The 24,006-nt window shown below is 61.1% G+C and carries 22 protein-coding genes and 1 pseudogene; 17 read left to right on the forward strand and 6 right to left on the reverse strand.

The annotated features are described in order from the left end of the window. Positions 1-125 precede the first annotated feature (125 nt). On the reverse strand, positions 126-1,553 hold the full coding sequence (locus IC761_RS29755) for a PepSY domain-containing protein (RefSeq protein ID WP_368367076.1): 1,428 nt from the start codon (positions 1,551-1,553) through the stop codon (positions 126-128). Between the two features lie 17 nt (positions 1,554-1,570). After that, the gene (locus tag IC761_RS29760; protein ID WP_195800223.1) at positions 1,571-3,961 is read right to left on the reverse strand and encodes a TonB-dependent receptor; all 2,391 of its coding nucleotides are present in this window, start codon (positions 3,959-3,961) and stop codon (positions 1,571-1,573) included. A gap of 130 nt (positions 3,962-4,091) precedes the next feature. On the opposite strand from IC761_RS29760, the gene IC761_RS29765 reads away from it, so the two are divergent. The 4 genes and pseudogenes from IC761_RS29765 to mepA all read left to right on the forward strand — a co-directional run bounded on the left by IC761_RS29765 (position 4,092) and on the right by mepA (position 8,653). Then, a complete protein-coding gene (locus tag IC761_RS29765) occupies positions 4,092-4,796 on the forward strand; it encodes an ABC transporter ATP-binding protein (RefSeq protein WP_195800224.1) in 705 nt (234 codons plus the stop codon). Position 4,797: 1 nt separating this feature from the next. Then, on the forward strand, positions 4,798-6,195 hold the full coding sequence (locus IC761_RS29770) for an ABC transporter permease subunit (RefSeq protein WP_195800225.1): 1,398 nt from the start codon (positions 4,798-4,800) through the stop codon (positions 6,193-6,195). Between the two features lie 17 nt (positions 6,196-6,212). Next, a complete protein-coding gene (locus IC761_RS29775; protein WP_195800226.1) occupies positions 6,213-7,682 on the forward strand; it encodes a DUF3526 domain-containing protein in 1,470 nt (489 codons plus the stop codon). A 39-nt stretch (positions 7,683-7,721) separates the two neighbouring features. Then, positions 7,722-8,653 (forward strand): annotated as a pseudogene (mepA, locus tag IC761_RS29780) (penicillin-insensitive murein endopeptidase). Between the two features lie 19 nt (positions 8,654-8,672). On the opposite strand, the gene IC761_RS29785 reads toward mepA, so the two are convergent. After that, positions 8,673-9,179 (reverse strand): Fur family transcriptional regulator, encoded by a 507-nt coding sequence (locus IC761_RS29785; protein WP_195800227.1) that lies wholly within the window; start codon positions 9,177-9,179, stop codon positions 8,673-8,675. 76 nt (positions 9,180-9,255) lie between these two features. Here IC761_RS29785 and IC761_RS29790 point away from each other — a divergent pair, with 76 nt between their 5' ends. The 5 genes from IC761_RS29790 (at position 9,256) to IC761_RS36000 (ending at position 12,731) form a co-directional block, all read left to right on the forward strand. After that, a complete protein-coding gene (locus tag IC761_RS29790; RefSeq protein WP_195800228.1) occupies positions 9,256-9,444 on the forward strand; it encodes a hypothetical protein in 189 nt (62 codons plus the stop codon). A gap of 66 nt (positions 9,445-9,510) precedes the next feature. Continuing rightward, positions 9,511-10,740 carry a GTP-binding protein gene (locus IC761_RS29795; protein ID WP_195800229.1) on the forward strand — a complete coding sequence of 410 codons (1,230 nt, stop codon included), beginning with the start codon at positions 9,511-9,513 and terminating at the stop codon, positions 10,738-10,740. 73 nt (positions 10,741-10,813) lie between these two features. Beyond that, positions 10,814-11,449 (forward strand): HupE/UreJ family protein, encoded by a 636-nt coding sequence (locus IC761_RS29800; RefSeq protein WP_195800230.1) that lies wholly within the window; start codon positions 10,814-10,816, stop codon positions 11,447-11,449. 58 nt (positions 11,450-11,507) lie between these two features. Next, positions 11,508-12,224 carry a hypothetical protein gene (locus tag IC761_RS29805; protein ID WP_195800231.1) on the forward strand — a complete coding sequence of 239 codons (717 nt, stop codon included), beginning with the start codon at positions 11,508-11,510 and terminating at the stop codon, positions 12,222-12,224. Positions 12,225-12,416: 192 nt separating this feature from the next. Continuing rightward, on the forward strand, positions 12,417-12,731 hold the full coding sequence (locus tag IC761_RS36000; protein ID WP_246791357.1) for a hypothetical protein: 315 nt from the start codon (positions 12,417-12,419) through the stop codon (positions 12,729-12,731). A gap of 1 nt (position 12,732) precedes the next feature. Here the strand turns inward: IC761_RS36000 and IC761_RS36005 are convergent, their stop codons facing one another. Then, entirely contained in the window at positions 12,733-13,032 is a 300-nt protein-coding gene (locus IC761_RS36005; RefSeq protein ID WP_246791358.1) for an ArsR/SmtB family transcription factor, read from the reverse strand. Positions 13,033-13,276: 244 nt separating this feature from the next. Here IC761_RS36005 and IC761_RS29815 point away from each other — a divergent pair, with 244 nt between their 5' ends. The 4 genes from IC761_RS29815 to IC761_RS29830 are packed head-to-tail and all read left to right on the forward strand — an operon-like array spanning position 13,277 to position 16,587. After that, complete coding sequence (locus IC761_RS29815) at positions 13,277-14,032, forward strand: metal ABC transporter ATP-binding protein (protein WP_195800232.1); 756 nt, start codon at positions 13,277-13,279, stop codon at positions 14,030-14,032. Continuing rightward, a complete protein-coding gene (locus tag IC761_RS29820) occupies positions 14,029-14,901 on the forward strand; it encodes a metal ABC transporter permease (protein WP_195800233.1) in 873 nt (290 codons plus the stop codon). Before IC761_RS29815 ends, IC761_RS29820 begins: the two co-directional genes overlap by 4 nt. Before the next feature lie 10 nt (positions 14,902-14,911). Next, positions 14,912-15,817: a metal ABC transporter solute-binding protein, Zn/Mn family gene (locus IC761_RS29825; protein ID WP_195800234.1), complete on the forward strand. Its 906-nt coding sequence runs from the start codon at positions 14,912-14,914 to the stop codon at positions 15,815-15,817. Positions 15,818-15,828: 11 nt separating this feature from the next. Further along, positions 15,829-16,587 carry a methyltransferase domain-containing protein gene (locus IC761_RS29830; protein ID WP_210338492.1) on the forward strand — a complete coding sequence of 253 codons (759 nt, stop codon included), beginning with the start codon at positions 15,829-15,831 and terminating at the stop codon, positions 16,585-16,587. 60 nt (positions 16,588-16,647) lie between these two features. Here the strand turns inward: IC761_RS29830 and IC761_RS29835 are convergent, their stop codons facing one another. Next, on the reverse strand, positions 16,648-18,180 hold the full coding sequence (locus tag IC761_RS29835) for an acid phosphatase (RefSeq protein ID WP_195800235.1): 1,533 nt from the start codon (positions 18,178-18,180) through the stop codon (positions 16,648-16,650). 225 nt (positions 18,181-18,405) lie between these two features. On the opposite strand from IC761_RS29835, the gene IC761_RS29840 reads away from it, so the two are divergent. Beyond that, entirely contained in the window at positions 18,406-19,650 is a 1,245-nt protein-coding gene (locus IC761_RS29840; protein ID WP_195800236.1) for a cytochrome-c peroxidase, read from the forward strand. A 71-nt stretch (positions 19,651-19,721) separates the two neighbouring features. Here the strand turns inward: IC761_RS29840 and sbmA are convergent, their stop codons facing one another. Further along, positions 19,722-20,936: a peptide antibiotic transporter SbmA gene (gene sbmA / locus IC761_RS29845; RefSeq protein ID WP_195800237.1), complete on the reverse strand. Its 1,215-nt coding sequence runs from the start codon at positions 20,934-20,936 to the stop codon at positions 19,722-19,724. A 548-nt stretch (positions 20,937-21,484) separates the two neighbouring features. Between sbmA and IC761_RS29850 the strand changes: the two genes are divergently transcribed. From IC761_RS29850 to IC761_RS29860, 3 genes are all read left to right on the forward strand, one after another. Then, complete coding sequence (locus IC761_RS29850; RefSeq protein ID WP_246791359.1) at positions 21,485-22,591, forward strand: tyrosine-type recombinase/integrase; 1,107 nt, start codon at positions 21,485-21,487, stop codon at positions 22,589-22,591. Positions 22,592-22,682: 91 nt separating this feature from the next. Beyond that, the gene (locus tag IC761_RS36255; protein ID WP_438265153.1) at positions 22,683-22,982 is read left to right on the forward strand and encodes a GTP-binding protein; all 300 of its coding nucleotides are present in this window, start codon (positions 22,683-22,685) and stop codon (positions 22,980-22,982) included. After that, positions 22,925-23,983 carry a murein L,D-transpeptidase catalytic domain family protein gene (locus IC761_RS29860; RefSeq protein ID WP_246791360.1) on the forward strand — a complete coding sequence of 353 codons (1,059 nt, stop codon included), beginning with the start codon at positions 22,925-22,927 and terminating at the stop codon, positions 23,981-23,983. Before IC761_RS36255 ends, IC761_RS29860 begins: the two co-directional genes overlap by 58 nt. The last annotated feature ends 23 nt before the right edge of the window (positions 23,984-24,006 follow it).

Consider the following 24,006-nt stretch of genomic DNA (forward strand, 5'->3'; position numbering starts at 1 on the left):
ATCGCCCCGAGTAGGTAATGTTATAACGTTACATACACGTGCGCAACAGCCCCCGGAAGCTCATCACAATGGATTGTGGTCGCCGCCTCACAGCGCGCGGGAAAGAGGGCCAAATCCAAATCGGGTCAACGAAATTCCAGCCTCAGCCGCCGCCACGCGATCACGACTCCGGTGATGCTGAACGCGACTCCAAACGTGCACAGGACGACAACCATCGCCGTGCGTAAGCTTGGGCGTGCCATCAAGGTGGGGAGATCGAATGTGTGCAGCGCGCGGTACAGCCAGCGATAGGTTCGACGCTGCGCGTCAAGCTTTTCCAGGTTGGCGCCGCTCGCGCCGTCGATCTGGTACCATACGTCCCCGCAGACGGATCGATACACCGGAGCCGGCGCAACTTCAGATGCAACGAAGTAATCGTCGTCTCGCTCGACAGCCTTGGTGCTCGAGCAGCCGCCGACGGCGCGGGAGATGACGGCGTTGACCTCATCGGCCTGCAAGAACGAGGAAGATGGAGCATCAGACGCTGGAACGACGACCGAGAGCTGCTGCGCATCGACGCCCGTTCGAATGCGTTGGTAGATGCGATCGCCGAAAGCGAACCACTCGATCTCGCGGGCGGCCGGCGAAATGGATCCGGGGACTGTCGAGGTCAGTTCGCCCCACGCCGGCATCCCCGCGATCCGATCTGCTTCCGATCTGGTGAGCGCGCCGGTGGTGAAGAGACGGCCATGGTCCATCGATAGCCAGCCGCTGACGATCCAGGTCATCACGAACACCGCAGACGCCAGTCCAAGCCAGTGGTGCCAGGCATGCCACTTTCGGTAGGGAGACACGATACGGTCGCGCACCCGCCTGAGGCGAAGAAGGCCTACGATCAAGCCCGACAGTGCGGCGATGACAGCAGCAAGCGACAGCCACCAGACCGTGACGTTCCAGGCCATCCAGTTTTTGCGCAGTGCCGTGGGATAAATCCAGTGCGCGACGCTTCCAACATAGTTCCAGACACGTTCATTGCGGGTCGTATCCCTGACGATCTCACCGGTGCGTGACGAGACGTAGAGCTCCATCCCCGCAGAATCATTGAGAGCAATGCGATAGAGAGGTCGATGCCCGTCGAGGCCGTTCGGGACCGTCCATTGGTCGTAGTCCGCTAATTCCGCCAACATGGCGGCAGAGGCGTTCACTCCGCGCAGGCGTGCATACTCGGACGCGATTGCGAGTGCCACTTGCTCAGAGTCGACATCAGCAGCGCGCAGATCGTCCGCATGCAGAGCTTTCATCCCGGAGGCGGCTGACACCAGGTACACCGGACCGTCGCTGCGCTGCCAGAGACGCACGCGCCTGACGTTTTTGAGCGTGCTCGCCGCGACAGCTTCGCCGGGACTGCGCTTCACCATGGACACGTCGATGGCGGACAAACCCGCGAAGCGCTCCGCTTCGGTCAATTCCGGAAACGGCACGAAGTGCATCACGATGCCGGATGCAAACCACATCGCGAACAGCAGACAGAGCGGAATGCTCAACCAGCGATGGATGAGAACCAGAATCCGCAATGGCCGTCGACCGACCATCAGAACTTGAAGGACGTTTCGATTTCGTAGGTGCGCGCCGCGCCGAGGAAGATCTGATCGGGATAGAACGGATCGCTCCATGCCGCGTATTTCTTGTCGGTGAGGTTTCGGACCCGGAACGTCACCCGGGTATTGTCGAAGGTCGGGAAGGCCTTCGACTTCGGAATGTCGACAAACGCGAAGGCATCCGCCGTGGTATAGGCGAGCATCGTCACGGTATTGGCATCGGTGGTGTAGCGGTCGCCGACATGCCGGGCCGACACCCCGACCTCGACCGGCAACCAGCCGGGGTTGGGGAAGCGATAGGAGGCGCCACCGTTCACGACAAGTGCCGGAATGTTCGGCGGCGCATTGCCCGAAAACGAGCCGCCGGTGAAGTCGTAGTCGGCATAGCGCGCGTGGACGTAGGCGACGTTGCCCCAGAGCTTGAGCTCAGGGACCGGACGGACCGCTGCTGCGAATTCCACACCCTGCGACTTCACTTTTCCCGCGAGATTGAGGGTTTGACCAGCCTGCGCGGAATAGACGTTGTTGCGCTCGATGTCGAAGGCCGAGAAAGTCCACTCTGCGCGGCCGTTCCACAGCAGATTCTTGACGCCGGTCTCGTAGCTGCGAGCCGTGGTGAGAGTCAGCGGCTGCGCCGGGCTGAGCAAAAAGATGCTGCCGCCCGACAGGTCGCTCGCCGTCGCGTACTGGCTGTAGAACGTCAGCCCCGGAAGCGCTTCCCAAGTGTAGCCGATGCGTCCCGTGACAGGGTCCCAGTTTGTCGAATAGGGAAAGCCGGCCTTGTTCGCACCGAACTTGTCGGTCGAGGTGCGATCGAGTGAGAATGGATTGTAACGCAAGCCGCCGATCAGGGCGAACGTCGGCGTGATCTTCAACCGGTCTTCGAGATTGAAGGCTACGCTGTCAATCGCGGCGGTCTGATTTTGCGTGGTCAGCGTGCCATAATATCCCCGGTCGGGATCGACCAGCGAGACGAAGTCATGGGGGAAGTTCGCCGCCGCTGGCCGGGTGAAGTCGAGGTGATACGCCTCGACACCCGTCACAAGCCTGTTTTCCATTCCGAAGAAGCCCGAATCCCAGGTCACATCGGTGTTATTGCCGACCGTATTCTGGTTGTGATGCACGAAGAAGCGCTCGCGATCGACCAGATTGTTGCTGGTATTGAAGGCGCTCACCTCGCTGTTGTACCAGTCGCGGCTGGCGTTGTACTCGTAGGTCTGGCTTCTCAGCGTGACATTGTTCGTCAGATTCCACTCAAAACCGCCGCGCGCCCAGGTCTCCTTGATGGTCTTGTGGTTGTCGAGCACGTTGTAGTTCGTCGTCAGCGTGCGGCTGTCGATCGTCACCGCTCCGAGATTTGTGCCGTTGTAGTCAGACACTTTCGTGCCGGACACGATCCCGCTCGTCGCGTAAGGACCACTGAAGGCGACCGGGACCAGCGGTGTCCCCTCGTAGACACGGGCTTGATAGTCCTTGTATTCGACGGCGCCGAAGACCTTGAACGATTCCGACAAGCGGTAGTCGAGCTGACCCGAGACGTGCAGATTTTTGGTGTCGGTGTCATCGATGAAGCCATTGACGTCCGACCGGCTGATGTCGAAGCGATAATCCAGGCCTTTGATGTTGGTGCTGCCGCCGGACCCGTAGCCGGTGCGATAGCTGCCAAAGGAGTCGAAGCCGACAAACGCTTCGTTCTGGATTGGGCCCGTGTGCGGCGCCTTGGTGACATAGTTGATGGCGCCGCCGACCGCACCCTGGCCCGACATGAGCGACGACGGGCCTTTCAGGAACTCCACCCGATCGAGGTTGAACGTCTCCATGGTCAGCGCCGTGAAGCCCGTTGGGCCGATGTTGATGCCGTTGTAGGTCACGTTGACCTGGTTACCCTGGAAACCGCGCATGGAGAACGACACGTCGTTCGGCGCGTCGCCAGCGGTTACGCCGGTTGCACCTTTTACCGCGTCGATCGTGGTGTGGTAGCCCTGCTCACGGATCGTCTCCGCACCAACCACCTCGACGGTTGCGGGAATCTCTCGCGGCGTCAGTCCCAGCCGGCTCGCGCTCGGCGTCACCACATTGGTGTTGAGCGGCGTCGCCGGCCCCTGTTGTGGGCCTTGCGACTGCGGTGATGCCCCGGCGGTGATCGGGGGACGCGATGTTCTGTTGGTCTGGGAGACGCGGCGGCCTCGCTGAGAATTCGAAGGGCGAGCGGTCCTTGCAGCTGCTCGTCGTTGCGGCGCGTCCACGGTTACGGGTGGCAGCGATGCCCCTTGGTTGGCTGCTGACGAAGACGTTTGAGCTTGCGCTTCAGCGACGAAAGGGAGGACACCTGACGCCCCGATCAAGAGACCCGATAGAGACACTGAACAAAACAGATAACGCATACTTGCCCCCAACCCACCGACCGCCTAGCACCCCGCGTCACGGCTTCACAACCATGACCTAGTGTAATAACATTACACTCGTCAAGACCCCCCCAGGCGCCGCGACGGCCAATTGGAGTGTACGAGAACCATGCTCGATGCGATTGCGGTGACCAAGCAGTTTGGCGCCAAACGTGCTCTGGACAATGTGTCGCTCAACGTCCTGCCCGGCGAAATCTATTGCCTGCTCGGGGCCAACGGCGCGGGTAAGACGACGCTGGTCAATCTGTTCTTGAATTTCCTCCAGCCGACATCCGGGAGCCTGCAGATCGGCATGATCGACGTCGCGCGCCATCCCCTGGAGACGAAGCGGCTTCTTGCGTACATCCCCGAACAGGTCACGCTCTATGGCGTGCTTTCCGGCCTGGAAAATCTCGCGTTCTTCTCTTCGCTCGCAATCGGTGAGCGCCTGCCGCGGCCGCGCTTGCTCGAACTGCTTGAGGCGGCGGGCCTGCCTCGTCAAGCCGCCGATGACCGGGTCGCGACCTATTCGAAAGGCATGCGTCAGAAGGTGGGAATTGCGATCGCGCTGGCCAAGAATGCCAAAGCCCTTCTGCTCGATGAGCCCACCTCCGGACTTGACCCGTCCGCCGCCAACGAGTTCTCGGAGCTTCTCGTCAAGGCCAGCAACGACGGCGTGGCGGTGTTGACGACGACGCATGATCTGTTCCACGCCAAGCAGACCGGAACCCGCCTCGGCATCATGAAGCACGGACGGCTGGTGGAAGAACTCAAGAGCGAGGACGTCAGCCACGCCGATCTCGAGGCGCTCTACCTCAAGCACATGAAGAGCTGACGTGTTCGCGATCATCGCCGCCAAGGATATACGAGAGCTGACTCGCGACGGGCGCCTGCTCTGGGCGGGAGGGCTGGTCGTCGTCCTCATGCTGGTGGCGCTCGCTGCCGGATGGAATCGGCAGCTTCAGCTGAACAGCGAACGGTCGGCAGGCCAAGCCCTCGACTATGATGCCTGGCTTCACCAGGGCTATCGGCACCCGCACGATGCGGCGGAACAGGGCATGCACGTCTTCAAGCCCGAACCGCCGCTCGGCGTCTTCGATCCGGGCATCGGGCCGTTCGTTGGCTCGACCGTCTGGCTACAGGCGCATCGCCAGAGCGAGGTCAAGTTCCGGCCGGCCCAGGATGCAACCGGATTGCAGCGGTTCGGCGAATTATCGCCGGCCTGGCTTCTTCAGGTTCTGGTTCCCCTGCTCATTATCGTCGTCGGCTTCAATTCGTTGAGCGGCGAGCGCGAACGCGGAACGTTGCGCCAGCTTCTCAGCCTGGGCGTCCCCGCGCGGAGCCTTCTCTTCGGCAAGGCGGCAGCACTTGCGAGCTGCGCCGGCGTTCTGATTGCTCCGGTCGGCATCGGGTTTGCGGTGTTCCTCGTTGCGCGTCTTTCCGCAGGAGAGCGCCTCGACGCGGTCTATCGGATCGCCTGGCTTGCAGCGGGATACGGCCTCTATCTCGGCTTTTTCGTGTTTCTGACCCTGGCGGTGTCGGCCCTCGTACGTTCATCGCGGGCGGCTCTGGTCTTGCTCCTTGGCTTCTGGGTCGCAGCAACGCTGATTGCTCCGCGCACGGCATCCGAGACGGCCAATCTGTTCTACCCGACCCCGTCGCGGCTCGCGTTCGACGATCATCTGTCGCATGACATTGCCGAAGCCGCCGGCAAGGCCTGGGCCGCTCATTTCGGCGTGCGATCGCAGTGGGATCCCTCGCTTCCGCTCAGCAAATGGGGCGCGGCGCTGAAGGTCGACGACGCGGCGGGTTACAGCGCACTCGATGAAAACTTCGGCGGGCTTTGGGACACATTCGAACGCCAACAGCGCGCGCAAGAGTGGGTCGGCCTCGTTGCCCCGATCGTTGCACTTCGCGGCTTCTCCATGGGCTTGGCGGGAACGGACTTTTCGCAACATCGCGACTTTTCAATCGCGGCCGAAACGCAACGACGAAAGATTCAGGACATTGTCAGCGAGGACCTGATCGAACACGCCGATCCCCTGGGCAACGCGCATTTCACCTACAAGGCCGGCCCCGAGCTGTGGGCAAGCGTGCCGCCCTTCAAATATCAACTTCCCTCCGTGTCGTTTGCCTTGGCGCACCATTGGACGAGCCTTGCGTTGCTCGCTGTCATGTTCTGCCTCTCCGTCGCGCTCGCGCAATACGCCCTCTCCCGTCCGCTCATGCGCTAGACATTCGAGTGACGCCAATGAAGTCTCGCACGCTCGCCAACTTGTCGCTGATCATCCGGCACGAGGCCCGCATCCTTGTTCGCGATCGCACGCTGCCGCTGGTGTGCTGCGTCCTGGCTCTCATGGTGGGTTACGGACTGTTTGTGGGACTGGCGCAAGCAACGCTCCGCGACCGCATGGTCGCTCAAGTCGAAAAACACGAACAAGCGACCCAAAGGGCGAACGCCGGAACGCTCCAATCCGTTCTCGCCGGCAAGAGCGCTCTGGTTCCCTTCTCGAATCCGGCGAATCCCGCTGCCATGGCCGGCACCTTGTCCGGGCGCTTTGCCACGATCCCCAATGCACCGCTCGCGACGCTGGCGATCGGTCAGTCGGACATGATGCCCAACTACTACCGCATCAGCTATTTGAGCAAAGTCCAGTTCATGTACGACACGGAGATCGAAAATCCCTGGAATCTGCTCAGCGGGCACTTCGATCTCGCTTTCGTCATTGTATTCGTATTGCCTCTGCTGGTCACTACGCTCGGGTATAACCTGCTGTCGGCGGAGCGCGAACATGGCACCTTGCGCATGCTGTGCTCGCAACCGCTTTCCGTCGCCACGTTGCTGACGGGAAAGATCGTCGTGCGCATGCTTGCGCTGCTGACGATCGTCATTCCCTTGCCGATCGTGGTCCTGCTCTTGGTCCGCCCCGAAACCCGTGGCGCGGAGCAACTGGGCTTGATGCTGTCGTGGTCAGCGCTGGTCGCGTCCTATGCCCTGTTCTGGTTCGCAGTCGCGGCCCTGGTCAACGCCACCGGCCTCCCCTCTTCGACCAATGCGCTAATCATGGTGGCACTCTGGACCCTTCTTGTGCTCATCTTGCCGGTGACGATGAACCTCGTCGTGGGCCTGGTCAGCCCGGCTCCCTCGCGCACTGAACTGGCCAGCCGCACGCGCGTCGCAACGGCGGAATCATTGCGCGAATATGAGAGCCTCTATAGTGCGGATTATCGCTACGCGTCGGATCCGGAAGCGCTGCTGGTCAAAGACAAGCGCATCGAAGTACCTTCGCGGATGCGTGCATTTTTTCTCGCCAAGCAAAGAGTCGACGAGAAAATCGAGCCCCTTCTGGAACGCTTTGATCAGCAGTTGCTGCAACAACAGAGGCTTGTTGACCGCCTGAGCTTGCTGTCGCCCGCGATCCTCGTCAACGAAGCGCTGAACTCCATCGCCGGCACCGACTCACGTCGCTTCGTCGCCTTCAAGGATCAGACAGAGGCTTTTCACGAGGGATGGAGACGTTATTTCTCTCCCCGAATCCTGGAAAGCCGCGCCATGACCGTGCAAGACCTTTCATCCCTGCCTCAGTGGCACTGGATTGAAATACCTGCGAGCGAAACCAGATGGAGCATCTGGTGGCGGACCGCATTGATGCTGGCGCTCGCGTTCATGGTTGGTGGCGTCGCGCTTGCGCGCTCATCGCGCGGTTCGGCGGGATTTTGATCGGAGCCGACAGTCAGGTGGATCGCAATGCGTCTTCCGATGAACCGCCGAGTACTCTTAATGACCTTGTGTTCCGCAGCCGTCCTGTGGGCGCATCCCGCGCTGGCCCAGGACAAGGGCACGCTGGATCCAAACCGCTGCCGCCGCTGACCAATCCCAACGATCCGCATATCGGCGCCAAAGAACTTTTTGGGCGAAAGACACTCCCGGCGCCGTTGGCCGTTCGCTCCATCGGCTTCTATGCCAAGGGCTGCCTTGCCGGCGCGCAGGCGCTCCCGATCAATGGCAAGACATGGCAGGTGATGCGGTTGTCGCGCAACCGCAACTGGGCCCATCCGGACATGATCGCGTTGTTGGAGCGCCTGTCCGACAAGGTGCACCAGGTCGCGGGGTGGCCGGGACTGCTGGTTGGCGATCTCTCGCAGCCCCGCGGCGGTCCGATGCTCACCGGCCACGCCAGTCATCAAGTCGGGCTGGATGCCGATATCTGGCTGACACCGATGCCGGACCGGGAACTGGCGCCAGAGGAGCGTGAGGAGATGTCGGCGGTTATGATGGTGCGCCCGGATCGTCTCGACATCGATCCGAAAGCCTGGACCCCGAGCCATCTGCTTGTCATCCGCGCCGCCGCACAGGAGCCCGCCGTGGAGCGCATCTTTGTCAATGCTGCGATCAAGAAGGCGTTATGCCGCGAGGCCAAAGGCGACCGAAGCTGGCTCTCCAAGGTGCGCCCGATGTACGGGCACGACTATCATTTCCATGTCCGGATAAAATGCCCGGCGGGGAGCAGCGAATGTCAGCCGCAACCGCCGCCATCGGACAATGAGGGCTGCAGCGCGGGCGATCTCGCCTACTGGTTCAGCGAGCCGGTACTGCATCCAAAGCCATCGACAGCCCCGGTGAAGCCTCGACGGGGACCAACGCTTGCTGAACTCCCAGCTGCTTGCCGGCAGATACTGGTTGCACCGTAGAGCAGGCAAGCTAAACGATCTAACGCACGGATTCGATCGCACAATCCGCACACTCTCCTTCCAATTCAATGATCGGGTGTAAGGGCTTGAAGCCGGTCGTCTTCGCCACACCGCGCAAGCCGCGCGCGACCAGGTCCGAGGCTGCTTCCTGAACCGCGCCACATTGGCTGCAGACCATGAAGACCACCATCTCACCGCTCCCATGAAGGTGATCGCAGGCGAAATACGCCGACTGAGAGGCCAGCCGGTGAACACAGCCTGCCTCCTGAAGGAATTCAAGCGCGCGGTAGACCTGAACCGCCTGCACCCTGCGCGCGTCGCTCAACTTCTCGGCGATCTCGTAGGCGGCCATGGGTTTGCCGGATGCCGCAAGCAAGGCCAGCACGCGCTGACGCATCGGGGTGAACGGAATTCCCTTCGATGTCGCGTAGGCGCGGGCGCGGCTCTGCACCGCATCGGCGTCGATGGCATGACGATGTGCATCTGCGTGCACACCCTTGGAACTCTGATCCGGATCATGAGCCATTTAAATCTCGCCTTGACGACAGAGAGTGTAACATTATAACAGTGGCAATGTCACAATATTACACCTCGGAGCGATCATGACCAAGCCCGAAGTCGCGGAAGTCCCCAGCGTACCCGTCAACTGCGAGCCCATCGCTTGCGAGGCCTTGCCGATGGGTGTGGTCGTTCTCGGAATAGACTTCAGGTCCAAGCGGCGTGAGCGGGTTTACGACGCGGACAAGGTCTGGTCCGGGGAGCACACGAGCCTGGACTACACCGAAATCTAGCGCCTTTCGGAATCAATCCCATAGCCGCGCAAAGCCCCTCGACTGTCGCAATATCCCGGAGCGTTCATGACCAGCCCCCAAATCGGGGGAGACCGTCGTCTCCCCGTCACCGTGCTGTCCGGCTTTCTCGGCGCCGGGAAGACCTCGCTGCTCAACAACATCCTCAATAACCGGGATGGGATGAAGGTCGCGGTCATCGTCAACGACATGAGTGAAGTGAATATCGATGCCGAGTTGGTGAAGCAAGATGGCGGTCTTTCACGCACCGACGAGAAGCTTGTTGAAATGTCGAACGGCTGCATCTGCTGCACGCTGCGCGACGATCTCCTAAAAGAGGTGCGGCGCCTCGCCGAAGATGGACGCTTCGATTACCTCGTCATCGAGTCGACCGGCATCGGCGAACCGCTGCCCGTCGCGACCACCTTCGACTTTCGGGATGAGGATGATCGCTCGCTTGCGGATGTCGCGCGGCTCGACACCATGGTCACCGTCGTCGATGCGGTGAACCTACTCAAGGACTACTCCAGCCAGGATTTCCTCCGCGACCGCGGCGAGGTCGCTGGCGAAGGTGACGACCGTGCCCTCGTCGACCTCCTCGTCGAGCAGATCGAATTCGCAGACGTCATCGTGCTGAACAAGGCCGGATCCGCCTCTCTCGAACAACGTGAGCTGGCGCGCAAGATCATCGCCTCGCTCAACGCAGAGGCCCGGATCATCGACGCCAATTATGGGCGTGTCCCGCTCGGCACCGTTCTCAATACCGGTCTGTTCGATTTCGAGCGCGCGCAAACCCATGCGCTCTGGTTCAAGGAGCTGAACGGCTTCAAGGACCATGTGCCGGAGACCGAGGAATACGGCATTCGTTCTTTTGTCTATCGCGCCCGTCGTCCGTTCGCGCCAATGGCCTTCAACGCCTTCGTCAACAAGTCCTGGCCGGGCGTCGTTCGGGCCAAGGGCTTTTTCTGGCTGGCGACCCGGCCCAACTTTGTCGGCGAACTCGCCCAGGCCGGCGCGATGGTCCGGACCTCCAAGCGGGGACTGTGGTGGTCCGCGGTGCCGCGCGAGCGCTGGCCGAATAATCCCGAGTGGCACGACAGCATGAAACCCTATTTGGATCCCACATGGGGGGACCGGCGCCAGGAGATCGTGTTCATCGGCCTTGCCGATCAGATGGACGAGAAAGCGATCCGCGCCGAGCTCGACGCCGGGCTGACCGGCATGGTCGATGCCTTCACGCCCGACGCCTGGCGTCACCTCCCCGACCCGTTTCCGCGTTGGGAAAAGCAGGCGGCGTGAACGCGACGCGCCGAATGCCGACGTCATGTGCTAAGAGATGCCGACGGTCGGACACTACTGGCCGTCACCCCCGATGTCCTTCGGCGAACGGAGGCGATCGTTGCATTGCGAGCATTTGAATCGACGCGCAGCCGTCGCGGCAATTTGTTGGTGCGTGCTCCCATATTCCGCGGCAGCTCACATCACCTCGACGGGCTCCGGCGGCTTCGGAAGTGGGTTTGCCCATCCGCTCACAGGGCCAGACCATTTTCTTGCGATGTTCGCCGTCGGGCTGTGGGGCGCCCAGATGGGCGGTCGGCCGGTTTGGACCTTGCCGGTGACTTTTCCGCTGATCATGGTTGCCGGCGGTGCTGCCGGAATGTTCGGCCTGCCGCTTCCTAGCGTGGAGATTGGCATCGCGCTCTCGATTCTCGCGCTCGGCTTGGCAATCACTTTTGCCTGGCATCCCGCCGAATGGATTGCGCTTTGTTTGATCGCGGTTTTTGCAATCAGTCATGGATACGCGCACGGAGCTGAGTTGCCCTTTGCGGCCGATCCGGCGGACTACATCATTGGCTTCGTCCTCGCGACGGGCCTGATCCACGTCTTTGGTATCGGCGTTGGATTAGCACTCAACAAACCACTTGGAGGTCGCCTCGCTCGCGGGCTCGGAGCGCTGATCAGCCTCGGCGGAGTCTACTTCCTTGTCACAGCATTCTCCGCCGCCTGAATCTGCCTTCGCCGGCCTCGCAATAAAATGGAGCGGCCCCGCTCTGACGGCGCTCGGATTGCTCGCGGCGGCAGCAATCGTACTGACCCCCGCTGCGGGACGCAGCACGCTCATGTGGTGGATATTATCGAGTGCGCTCGCACCTGAGCGGATACTGCCGCTGGTCGGCCTCGGCGTTGCCCTCGCCCTAGTGGACCGTCGTTACAGCCTCGGAGCACTTGCGCTGTTCGGCGGCGGCTTGGCCGTCGGCTTTTTCCGTAAAGACTGGTTGCTGTCGGTATTGGAGGCAATTCCGCGCGCAACAAGCCACCACTTCCTGACCGGGCCAATCTCGACTGTAATCGTCGGCGTGGCACTTGTGCTACCCGCTGCGCGACTGCGTTCATGGTTTTTGCTCATCGCCGCTGCCGTCGCCGGGAGCATGCTGGCGATCGCGATCGAGGTGAGTGACCCGAGCCTCCACGATGTTACGATTCCTCTGGCGGGAGTGATCGTCGGGTCTTGGATCGTCGTGGCCATCTCGCTGACCGTACGGGCGTTCTGGCGCATCTGGTTTCCGATTCCAGCGCGTATTCTCGGGAGCTGGCTGATTGCCATCGGCCTGCTCTATGGCGGCGTGGCGCTGATGCCGAAGCAAAAGCCTGCAATTCTACCGCCCACTGAATCAACGCCGAACACCTTTCCGTTCCCAGAGCCGGATCGCCTCTCTCCCGAGCTCCAACCACAGGACAGGCTCGGCGCTCGCATTCCCCCAGCCGGCCTTCAACGACCCTAAAGAATCGCCCGATTGAAGACGACAGCAAATGTCGCGGCGTTTTCTGGAAGAGCCATTATGATCTGCAAGCTGAAACGGCGAGCGCAACTCTGGTGCGCTCGCCGTTTCGACACCAATAGAAGTCAGATCCTAGTTTCGAACGATCTCGACCGGACCATGATCATCACAGTGAGCGCCGTGAGGATGGTGCAAATGGCCGTCGACGAGATAATCGACATGATCGCCGTGCGGGACCGCTTCGTGGCCGCAGCCGGGGCCATGGACGTGGGCAGCATCGTGTCCGGTGCAGTGATGGTCGGGTGTGCAACGGTCCGGGTTCTTGTCGCTCACCTCAATGCGATGCTCGTCCACATGACCGGCGTGCGGGTGGTGAAGATGACCGTCGTGGAGGTAGTCTACGTGGTCGCCATGCCGAATCGCGACGTGGCCGCATTGTGGTCCGTGCGCGTGATCGTGGTTGGAGTGGTGTGGAAGATTGCGAGTCGTCATTTCACGTCCTTTCCTTGAGTCAGTGGTGTTCGCCAGCATGCGCGACGGCATTCTTGACGAGTTGGAATACATGGTCGTCGGCGATCGAATAGATCGCGTTCTTGCCCTCGCGCCGACGTTTGACCAGCCGCGCTTGCAGCAACACCTTCAGGCGCGCCGAAACGGTGCCGACTCGGTCGTGTTCAGCTAGGGCGAGTTCGCCGACATTCCGCTCGCCTGCAGCCAGAATGATGAGGGTGTGTAGTCGCCCGGGATCAGACAGAGCCTTGAACATGGCTGCGGTCTGCTCAAGGTGAGATCGATCAATCCGCTTGTCCATTGATTCCATCATTCCATCGAACGTTAGAATGTTAGACAATGCGCCGCTTGTCAAGCCTTGGCAGGCGTCGTGTGACGTAATAACATTACATCACCCGGTAATCTCCTCCCCACAGGCCCTTCATGAGCAAACCCGATGCCCTCGCTGTCTCAACCATGGGCCGCTCGGCGCTTCTACGCCTGGGCGCGGTGAGCGGCACTCTGGCAGGCCTGTGGCTGGCCATTCTCTGGGCGGTGGCGAGGCCATGACCACCGGCGGCATTCATCTGCAAGATGTCACGATCGCGTTCGATCGACATCCCGCGGTTCATCATCTCAATGGCTCGTTTGCATCCGGAAGCCTGACAGCAATCGTCGGGCCGAACGGAGCAGGCAAATCGACCCTTCTCAGAGCTCTGATGCACGAACTCCCGCTTGCGTCAGGTAGGATCGATCGCGGCCACGTGGTGCCGACCGACATCGGATATCTGCCGCAGGCGGCGGACATCGACCGTCGCTTCCCGATAACAGTCGGCGACGTGGTCCTGCTCGGTGCGTGGCGCCAGACCGGGGCTTTCCACGCAGTCTCCGAGGGGAGCGTGTCGGAGGCGCGACGCGCCCTTTCATCCGTGGGGCTCACCGGATCTGAACAGCGACTTATCGGCACGCTGTCGGCTGGACAGTTCCAGCGCGTCCTGTTCGCGCGATTGCTGCTGCAGAATGCCAAGCTCATCCTGCTCGACGAACCCTTCACCGCCATCGATGCTCGCACCACGCACGACCTTCTCCACGTCGTGAGGTGCTGGCACCAGGACGGACGCACGGTGATTGCGGTGCTGCACGATGTCGAACAAGTGCGCGCGCATTTTCCTCAAACGCTTCTGCTCGCGCGCGAGCCCATCGCATGGGGCCCGACCGTGACAACCATGACGGCCGACAATCTGCTGCGGGCTCGGCTGATGGCCGAGCGATGGGACGAGACCGCTGCCATCTGTGACATGCTGGACCAGAGCGCTGCATGACGCTCTACCAGCTATTCATCCTGCCGTTCGTCGAGTACGGCTTCCTGCGCCGTGCGCTCATCGCATGCGTTGCACTCGGGCTGGGCTCGGGACCCGTCGGCGTGCTCCTGACGCTCCGCCGCATGAGCCTGGTCGGCGACGCCATGAGTCACGCGGTGCTGCCGGGAGCTGCGATCGGATTCCTGATTGCCGGCGGTCTTTCATTGCCCGCGATGGGGTTGGGCGGACTGGTCGCGGGCCTGAGCGTGGCGCTACTCTCCGGACTAGTCAGCCGATCCACGCCGCTTCGCGAGGACGCCAGCTTTGCCAGCTTCTATCTGACATCACTGGCGCTCGGTGTTCTCATTGTTTCGTTACGCGGCTCCAACATCGATCTTCTGCACGTCTTGTTCGGGACGATCCTCGCGATCGACGCAAAGGCACTGTACTTCATCGGAGCCACTACCTCGGTAACCGTCGTTACGCTCGCCATCATCTATCGACCGCTCGTGGTGGAATGCTTCGATCCCGGCTTTCTCCGCGCCGTTGCTGGTCGCGGATCGCTTTACCATTTCCTGTTTCTCTTTCTGATCGTTCTCAATCTCGTTGCCGGCTTTCAAGCCCTCGGGACGCTGATGGCGGTAGGACTGATGATGCTCCCCGCGACGGTCGCCCAGCTATGGGCTCGATCCCTGCCCGGCATGATGTTGACTGCGGCAGCTACAGCGGCCGTATCGGGCTACATCGGACTGATCGTGTCCTATCACCTCGGCTTCGCCTCGGGTCCGACGATCATCCTGACAGCAAGCCTGATCTATGGCTGCTCGCTGCTGATCGGACCATCCGCGGCAATGCGCAGGCTTCTCCCGCGACCGCATCTAACTGGCTGAGAAAGAAAACATGAAAGACGCATCCTTCCGCATTGCATTTTCGGCTCTGATGATCTGGGGAGCGATGGCCACATCATCGGCTTCGGCCAAAACGCTGAACGTCGTCGCTAGTTTCAGTGTGCTGGCAGATGTGGTGCAGCAGATCGGCGGCAGTCATGTGCGGGTGAAGAGCCTGGTCGGGCCCGATGGCGATCCACATCAATTCGAGCCGTCGCCCGACGATGCAAGGAATCTGAAAGACGCCGATCTTGCCTTTTTCAGCGGCGAGGGCCTGGAACGCTGGTTCGAGAAGCTCGTCACGGCATCAGGCTATCAAGGCACACCGGTCATTGTCTCGACCGGCATCAAACTGCGCGAGCGGCAGCGCAACAGCCGGACTTCGGATGATCCGCACATCTGGAACAGCCCGCTCAACGTCCTGGTGTGGGTGGCCAATATCGAGAAGGCGCTCAGCGCCGCCGATCCGGAAGCTGCCGACGACTTCAAGGACAATGCTGCTCGCTACTCACGAGAATTGCGAGATCTCGATGGCTACGCTCACGCGCGCATCGACCCGATTCCGCCGCAACAGCGCAAGATTCTGACTAGCCACGACGCCTTCGGATATCTCGGTCGCGACTACGGCATCACCTTCCTGTCGCCGCTCGGCCTTTCTACCGAGACCGAAGCATCCGCAAGCGGTGTTGCAAGGCTGATTGATCAGGTCAGAGCCGAACACGTGAAGTTCTACTTCATCGAGACCTCCAATGATCCGCGACTGGTGCAGCAGATCGCGAATGCGACCGGCGCGCAGCCCGGTGGCAAACTCTATGCGGAGGCGCTCTCACGCCCTGATGGACCGGCCCCGACCTATGCCCGGATGTTTCGGCACAATATCGACCTCCTCGCGAAGGCGATGGTACCTCCAAGCAATTGAAACGCATTACGATGACCAACGCCGTCAATGAGATGACTGAGCGGATGTTCGACGACGCGCCTATCAGCGCGGGCATGCGTGTGCTCGATATCGGCTGTGGACCCGGCACGGTGTCGCTCATGCTCTCCAGGCGCGTTGGAGATCACGGCCACGTCTTCGCGGTGGACCGCGATCCTCAAGTACTTCAAGCCGCCCGTGCGCGGGCGCGCGATGCTGGTTTCCTCAATATCACGTTCGTCGAAGGCGGATTCGATGTTGTCGTTCCAGGACACGGCACGCTCGATGGCGCAGTTGGACGCCGTGTCCTGATGTATCAGCCAGACGCAGCGCAAGCCATAACCCAGCTCGCCCGCGCGGTACGACCGGGCGGCCTGATCGCCTTTCATGAACACGATACGAGTTCCGTGAACGACGACCGCACGCTCCTGCCGCTTCACGACCAGGTCCGCGGCTGGCTAAGGGACATGTTGCGAAAGGAAGAGGTCAATCTGCATATGGGTTTCGATCTTCATGGCGCCTTTTCAGCCGCGGGTCTCACGGTCGAATGCGTGCGGGCCGAGGCGAACGTCCTGACGCCGACCGCAGAATACCCGGTGGCTGCGATCATCCGCGCAGTGCTCCCGCGTCTGCTCAAGCACGGCATCGTGACCGAGACGGAGGCCCAAGTCGATACGCTCGACGAGCGCCTTCTGGCTGAACGCAAGCGAAACAATGCCACCTGTCTGTGGGAATTGGTGTTCTGCGCGTGGGCACGGAAGCCGGCAAAATGAGCGAGCTGGCTCTGGCCGCCAAATAAGCGCCCCGAAGAACCAGGTTGCCCCCAAGCACCGCTAGAACGTCAATGCTGCGGTCAGATCGCCCATGGCCGGCTGTCCATTCGCGCTGAGCGCGGCATCGCGCGCCACCAGCCCTGGCAGGACGGGCAGGTTGAATCGCCGGGTGATGAAGCGCAAAGCGGACGTCGTGTCGTACTGGGTGTGATCGACGTAACCTTTCTTGGCGAACGGCGAGACGATCAGCGCCGGGACGCGCGATCCAGGACCCCAGCGATCGGCCTTCGGCGGGGCGACATGATCCCAGAACCCGCCGTTCTCGTCATAGGTGACGAGCACGAGCATGTGCGGCCATTGCGGACTTTTTTCCAGATGGGCGATCACGTCGGCGATATGCTGATCTCCCGACATGACATCGGTATAACCGGGGTGCTCGTTGAGATTGCCCTGCGGCTTGTAGAAGGTGACCTGCGGCAGCGTGCCGGCGTCGATCACCTTGATCAATTCGACCCCGTTCATGCCGCCGTCCTTGAGGTGGTCGGCGCGCGCTGGCGTGCCGGGTGCAAACTGGGCGAAGTAGTTGAACGTCTGATGATGGAACTGGAAGTTCGGCACCGGCTTGCCGCGACCGCCGTCAAGCGCATCCTGCCAGGCGCCCGCATACCAGGCCCAGCTCACGCCCCTGAGGCTCAGCAGATCGCCGATGGTGATGTCATGCTGGGGCGGCAACGTGTTGGGCGCATCCGGATCGGCAAAGCGCGGGTCGCCGTTCTGTGCCGGCTTGTTGTTGCTCGGCTGATAGGGTGGCTGCATCGTATTCACGGCGTAGAAATCCGGCGTAATGGCGCCGTTGTTGACGAACTTTGGAATACCGTCGATCGCCGATGCCGGCGAGTTGGACGCGAGCGTCAGCGACACGCCATCGGGGTCGACCGCCGCGATCAGCTTTTGGGCCGGGCTCTTGTCGGCACTCGGATAGACCGGCGTGCAGGCGCACACCAATTGGAAATGATTGAGGAACGAGCCGCCGAACGCGCCCTGGAAGAAATTGTCGGAGAGCACGTATCGTTGCGCGACATTCCAAAGCGGCAGCTTCGAGCCGTCGTAGTGACCCATCACTAACGCGCCGGAGTCCGCATAGGCCACGAAACGGTCGTTCTTGCCGCCATGGATCTGCATCTGGTTCTGATAGAAGAGATGCCAGAGGTCGTGCGTGGTGACGCCGAGCGGCGTGTTGAAGCCATTTGGATCGTCGATCGCGAATGGCTTGTTCGGCAAGTGCTCGGTCTGCGCCTGTGTGACGACCGGCGTGACACCCTTGGCTGTCAACCCGTCCCAGACTGGCGGCAATTCCTTCAATACGGACCCATCACGGTCGACCTGGGTCGAATTGGCAGGCGTGACGTTCTGCAACCCGTCGGCGCCCGGGAATGATCCGTACAGATTGTCGAAGCTGCGGTTCTCCGCATAGATCACCACCACAGTTTCGATGTTGGCGATCCCCGAGCCTTGCGCTTGTGCCTGCGCGCGCGCCCCGTCAGCCAGGACGAAAGCGCCTGCGAGCAATGCGAAATGAATAGCGAGCCTCATGGTACCCCCCTCGTTGGACAAATTGGCCCGGTGTGCGATCTTTATCTCAGGTCACAAGACAACCAGCAACGACAACATTAAACCGGGGTTATGTGGCGGCTGGATGAACGCGAGGCGCTGAGGTAACGAAGCTGTCAGAATACCGCCGCTGGAGCCCGCTCAAGCAGCGGTCGCCAGCGAGAGTCCCGTCCTTCAGACACTCGCGACAGCTTTAGAGAATCATGCATGAGTGCGTTTGCCGTTGGACGAGCACTGCTGCTTGTCCTGTTAGGTGCCCTCACCGTCAGCGTCGCCCGCGCCCCCGCGCAGAGCGGAAGCGCCGGCTTGAGCCGCGCGCAAGCCTATGCCCGGGCAGCCGCGCTTGACGCGCTCGGCCGCAAGCTGTTCGCCGACCCGTCCCTGTCCGCGTCCGGACGTTTGGCTTGCACCACATGTCACGATCCACGGTTTGGCTACGGCCCGCCCAACACTCGTGATGTCCAATTGGGTGGCAAGACCATGCGCGAGCCCGGTCTGCGCGCCGTGCCGTCGCTGAAATATCTGCAGGCCGTGCCGCAATTCGCCGAGCACTACTATGAGTCCGACGATGAGGGCGACCCGAGCGTCGACAATGGCCCGACCGGCGGGCTGACCTGGGACGGTCGCGTCGACCGCCGCCGAGATCAGGCTCGCCTGCCGCTGCTATCGCCATTCGAAATGGCAAATGACGGAGCGGCCGATGTCGCAGCGAAGGTGCGCAAGGCCGGTTACGCGGACGAAATGCGCAGGATTTTCAGCGATACGATCTTCGATGATTCCGAGCGGGCCTTCGCCGGCGTGGTCGAGGCACTCGAAGTCTACCAGCAGAACGCCGCGGAATTCTATCCATACAGCAGCCGGTACGACGGCTATCTAGCCGGCCGCGTGCAACTATCGCCGCAGGAAACGCGCGGGCTTGCTCTGTTCAACGATCCGGCCAAAGGCAATTGCGCAAACTGCCATCGCAGTGCACCCGGCAATGACGGAACACCGCCGCAATTCACCGATTACGGGCTGATCGCCATCGGCGTTCCCCGCAATCGCCACATCCCGGCCAATGCCGACCCGAATTTTTATGATCTCGGCGCGTGCGGGCCGTTGCGTTCCGATCTTGCCGGTCGCGGAGAATTCTGCGGCCTGTTCCGGACGCCGTCGCTGCGCAACGTCGCATTACGCAAGACATTCTTCCACAATGGATCGGTGCATAGCCTGCGCGAGGCTGTGGCGTTCTACGTCGAGCGCGACACCGATCCGGACAAATGGTATGCACGCAACGCCAACGGCAAGGTCCGCAAGTACGACGACGTGCCCACACAATACCAACTCAACATCAACAGCGAACCGCCCTTTGGCGCGCGCACCGCGGACCAGCCGGCGTTGTCGGCGAGCGAGATCGATGACATCGTCGCGTTTCTCAAGACCCTGAGCGATGCAGAGAGCACCGGACGATGAACTTGGCATTGCCCTTAGCACAGCGCAGATCGCCGCCTCTCATACCAATGCCGTCCCGCAACTGGCAGACATCATCCCAGCAGCTCGGTTTCCGTCTCGATCGAGGGCAGCGGCTCGCCATGGAGCTTGGCCTCAAAACTCCGCAGCCGTTGGTAGATCGAAATCAGCTCGACGATCGTGCTCCAGGCGTTGACGAGATACTGAAACGAGGTTCGGACCTGCGTGAACGCGTTCAAAATCTGGTTCATCGTTCCCAACGTGATCTTGCCGGCAATGATCGTTGGTGCGAGCAGGATGTATGGAAAGATGACGTCGGTCTGCAGATAGACAATGCGACCGATGTTGAAATACATGAAGTTCAGATAGAGGCGAAAATAGTTCCTGCGAATGTCGCCAAACAGCACGCCCAGTGTTGGTGGATCGGCGCGGGCCGGATCATCCTCGCCGAGCACCAGTTCCTTGCGATAGGAAGCCTCGACCCGCTGGTTGAAAAACTCGATTGCAGGCAGGCGTATACCGATCAGCGCCAGAACACCGGTGCCAAACACCGACCAGATCACCGCAGCAAACACCAGCGGATAGGGGATCGAGCCGATCACGGGTAGCTCCGTGACGCTGCCGGACAGCTTCACGAGAACGGGGAGGAAGGCCAGGAGCGTAAGCACGGCACTGATGAGATTGACGCCGAGACCTTCCATGGTGCTCGCAAAGCGCATGGTATCTTCCTGCACCCGCTGCGAGGCGCCTTCGATGGTGCGCAGCCGCGACCAGTTAGCGACGTAGAAGTCGTTCATCGCCGTCCGCCAGCGGAAGATGTAGTGGCTGACAAAGAATCGCGTGAGCACGCCGACCACGACTGCGACAAAGGCGATGCCGGCAAAGGTCGATAATTCAGCGTAGAACCGCTCGACCGTGACCGGCGCCGATTTCGAAAGCGCGGCCTGGATGAGGTCGTAAAACGGTCCGTACCAGCTGTTGATGGCCACGCTGACCTGAACCTGAAAGTAGGACGTGAACAAGATCAGCGCGGAGCCGAGAATGGACCAGTTCGCCCAGGGATGTGGCGCGAACAGCATCCAGGCAGCCGCGAAGACCACGGCGCACACAGCAAAATAGAGGTCGAACCAAAGAGCCGGGGCCGACCAGAACGTCGCCACTCCGATCGGCCTTTGAGTTGCTTCGAACAGATTGCTCGCGAAGCCATACCAGACCAGCATCGCCAATGCAGTCCAAACGATGGCCGAGAGAAAGAACAGCTTGGGTCGGGGGAAAAACGAGACGAACATGGTCAGCACTGAGGTCCTAGGAATCTGTGGCCTCTTGTACTAAAGGAAGCCGTCGATGCGGCGAAGAGCTAGGCGCTCAAATAGTTCGGAAGAGCATTTTCATCAGCACCCAATCGACCGCGGCGGGCTCCGATCTGACCGACGTAGGCGCTATGGGCCTCCGGCTGGAAATGGCGCGACGACTTCCGCGACGAACTCCTCGTGCAGAGAGAGTTTTCCTTCCGGAAGACAGGCCCTTTGGACGGCGTCAACTTTCGCTATTGCCTCCATCTCGGTCCGCGATCGCGGGGTGTCTGATCGCCGTAGACCATCAACGTCGGGATACTGGCCCGTCGCGCCAATGCCAGGGACTGCTCACGTCTCGACCGGATCGAACTCCCCGGTCACGAACCTGATCGACGGCCGCTTAATGTCCCACCCGCAGTAGTAGCTATTCGGTAGCTAGATGTTCGAGGGAACTGAGACAATCTACTGGTTTTGTTGAACGTTCTAGCTAGATCTCAACTCCGGACCCCCTGTCGGCTGTTTCGAATGTAACGATCCGTGCAGTGCAAGCGCTCAAGCCTGGCGAGACCATTTGGGACGCAGATCACCGCGAAGCAGTGCAGGGTTTTGGCGTTCGGCGTCAGCGTAACCAAGTGAGCTACATTCTTAAGTACCGAGTGTTCGGTCGGCAACGCTTCGTCACCATCGGTCCTCACGGCGCCCCTTGGACACCCGAACTGGCACGTAAGGAGGCCAAGCGGCTTTTGGGCCTGGTTGCCAATGGCAAAGACCCGGCGGACGAGAAAGCCAAGGCGCGCTTGCAGGCGGCCGACACACTTTCGGTAATCGCGGATCAGTATCTCCAGAACGCCAAACAGAGGCTGAAGCCCGGGACCTATTCGGAAATTGAACGCTACTTGTTGGTCGCTTGGAAACCCCTGCATCCGGTCTCGGTTTTCCAGATTGCACGCCGTCATATCTCGGCTCGTATCGCTGACATCGCATCAGCTCATGGAGCGGTCTTGGCAGCCCGCGCCCGTACAGCCCTGTCCTCAATGTTCAACTGGGCAATACGCGAGGGCCTCGATATTGCCGCGAACCCCGTTCTCGGCACCAATCGGCCCGCCCAGCCGGGAAGCCGCGAACGGGTCCTCACGGAGAGGGAGCTATCTGCCATCTGGCGGGCCTGTGGCGATGACGATTACGGTCGCATTGTGCGTTTGTTGCTGCTCACCGCCCAACGCCGTGATGAAGTAGGCAGCATGCAATGGGCCGAACTTGATACTAGTTCGGGGTTCTGGACGCTGCCCGGCGCCCGGACCAAGAACCATCGCGAGCACGTGCTGCCATTGGTTCCCGCCGCCTTGGCGCTACTCCCGCCCCGCCGAAACGGCCGAGACTTTCTCTTTGGTGACGGACCCCGACGCAGCGGTGACCCGCATCGCGGGTTCTCCGGCTGGTCAAAGTCGAAAACGGCGCTTGATGCGCGCATCGCGGACGCCCTGGGCGAAGCCCTGCCCCATTGGACGGTTCACGATCTTCGGAGATCGACGTCAGCACCCACTCTGGTACAAGGAACTCTATGGCTTCGCAGAACACGTCCCGGAAAGCGAAGAATACGGCGTGACGAACTTCGTCTACCGCGCTGTTCGGCCGTTCGATCCGGTTAAGTTCGACCAGTTCATCAAGCAGCCTTAACGGGGTGTCATCCGCGCGAAGGGGCTTTTTTGGCTCGCGACCCGGCCGCAATGGCTCGGCGAGATCAGCCAGGTGGGCTCGATCGAGCGCACCGAAGCCTTGGGGTTCTGGTGGGCCGCCGTTCCCGCCGAACGCTGGCCCGACGATCCCGTCTGGCGCAAAAATCTGCGCAAGCAATGGAACGAGATCTATGGCCACCGCCGCCAGGAAATCGTATTTATCGGCGTCGGTATGGACGAAGCGGCGATCCGCGCACGGCTCGATGCCTGCCTCGTCCCGGGCAGGCCTGCGATGGATGTCGCCGGATGGGCCAAGCTGCCGGATCCCTTTCCGGCGTGGCGACGGGCCGATCAAGCGGCTTGAACGGCAGTTCTGGAGGCGATCCGTTGCGGTTTGGATTGCGCTTTCTCATCGGGGGTGTGCTCGGCGTGACCATCGCCGCGTGGCCGGCGGCTGGAGCCTTTGCGGTGGACCAGCCGCCGGATATCCCGGCTTGGCTGAAGAGCCATGTCGGTGACGGCGAGGGGCAGATCGCTTCAGTGGTCTTGCAGAGAGCGCGCGCGCTTTATCTGCGAAAGGTGGCCGCGGGCGTCGTCAAAAATCCCTGCTATTTCGCCATGGACGCGACGCGGCCGAGCGATGGCGGGTTGGGAAAGCGCTTTTACGAGATCTGCGAAGCCGACCGGTCATTTCGCGCGATGTCCGCGGGACACGGCAGCGGGCGCAATATCAAAGGCGCGTTGAATTTCGTGAACGGAAAGGAGTGCGCGAAAAATTTCGGCAATGCACTGGACTCGAATTTGACGACCGGCGGCGCCTATGTGACGGCCGAGACGAAAACCTCCTTCAAGGGCTACTTCCGCAACGCCGCGAAACGGGAGGCCATCCTGATGCGCTCGTTCGTTCAGTTCGATGGCGAGGGAGAGACTGCCAATGCCAGAGAGCGTGCGATCGGCGGGCATCCAGCCATTGTCCTGAAGGGCATCCATTATCGAAGCATGGCGCGTAGTCCGTATGCCAATGTGAATGGTTGCGTTCCGGTCGGAACCCTCGTGGACTACGCGAGCGGACGCAGCAATGGATGCACGAGCTGGTCGCTATCCGACGCAGAACAGATCATTCCGCTGCTCGGTGAACCGGCAACGGTCTACATTTACCCGGAATCCCAGGACATAAAGGCGGTTGAGCAAGCCGTTTCGGCGCGCCGATCGTTTTCGTCCAATGGACCTTATTGGAACGCCCTTTGCCTGAAGCGGATCGGCACTCCGAAATTCTGGTCAAGAGAGGTTCTTGAGCCGATCCTCGCTCGATACCATCAAGATCCTGAGCCTGCCGCGAGTCCTGTGCCGACTTGCAAGCCGTAACTTCTTTTCCGCTCCCTTCGTCT

This window comes from Bradyrhizobium commune, assembly GCF_015624505.1.
GTDB classification, from domain to species: Bacteria; Pseudomonadota; Alphaproteobacteria; order Rhizobiales; family Xanthobacteraceae; genus Bradyrhizobium; species Bradyrhizobium commune.

Excerpts from the sequence above, each read along its gene's own strand:
- IC761_RS29835 (WP_195800235.1), bottom strand. The coding sequence starts at position 18,180 with ATGAGGCTCGCTATTCATTTCGCATTGCTCGCAGGCGCTTTCGTCCTG.
- IC761_RS29795 (WP_195800229.1), top strand. The coding sequence starts at position 9,511 with ATGACCAGCCCCCAAATCGGGGGAGACCGTCGTCTCCCCGTCACCGTG.
- IC761_RS29825 (WP_195800234.1), top strand. The coding sequence starts at position 14,912 with ATGAAAGACGCATCCTTCCGCATTGCATTTTCGGCTCTGATGATCTGG.
- IC761_RS29840 (WP_195800236.1), top strand. The coding sequence starts at position 18,406 with ATGAGTGCGTTTGCCGTTGGACGAGCACTGCTGCTTGTCCTGTTAGGT.
- IC761_RS29765 (WP_195800224.1), top strand. The coding sequence starts at position 4,092 with ATGCTCGATGCGATTGCGGTGACCAAGCAGTTTGGCGCCAAACGTGCT.
- IC761_RS36005 (WP_246791358.1), bottom strand. The coding sequence starts at position 13,032 with ATGGACAAGCGGATTGATCGATCTCACCTTGAGCAGACCGCAGCCATG.
- IC761_RS29815 (WP_195800232.1), top strand. The coding sequence starts at position 13,277 with ATGACCACCGGCGGCATTCATCTGCAAGATGTCACGATCGCGTTCGAT.
- IC761_RS29775 (WP_195800226.1), top strand. The coding sequence starts at position 6,213 with ATGAAGTCTCGCACGCTCGCCAACTTGTCGCTGATCATCCGGCACGAG.
- IC761_RS29785 (WP_195800227.1), bottom strand. The coding sequence starts at position 9,179 with ATGGCTCATGATCCGGATCAGAGTTCCAAGGGTGTGCACGCAGATGCA.
- IC761_RS29820 (WP_195800233.1), top strand. The coding sequence starts at position 14,029 with ATGACGCTCTACCAGCTATTCATCCTGCCGTTCGTCGAGTACGGCTTC.
- IC761_RS29800 (WP_195800230.1), top strand. The coding sequence starts at position 10,814 with ATGTCCTTCGGCGAACGGAGGCGATCGTTGCATTGCGAGCATTTGAAT.
- sbmA (WP_195800237.1), bottom strand. The coding sequence starts at position 20,936 with ATGTTCGTCTCGTTTTTCCCCCGACCCAAGCTGTTCTTTCTCTCGGCC.
- IC761_RS29790 (WP_195800228.1), top strand. The coding sequence starts at position 9,256 with ATGACCAAGCCCGAAGTCGCGGAAGTCCCCAGCGTACCCGTCAACTGC.
- IC761_RS29830 (WP_210338492.1), top strand. The coding sequence starts at position 15,829 with ATGACCAACGCCGTCAATGAGATGACTGAGCGGATGTTCGACGACGCG.
- IC761_RS36000 (WP_246791357.1), top strand. The coding sequence starts at position 12,417 with ATGGCCGTCGACGAGATAATCGACATGATCGCCGTGCGGGACCGCTTC.
- IC761_RS29760 (WP_195800223.1), bottom strand. The coding sequence starts at position 3,961 with ATGCGTTATCTGTTTTGTTCAGTGTCTCTATCGGGTCTCTTGATCGGG.
- IC761_RS29860 (WP_246791360.1), top strand. The coding sequence starts at position 22,925 with ATGGGCCAAGCTGCCGGATCCCTTTCCGGCGTGGCGACGGGCCGATCA.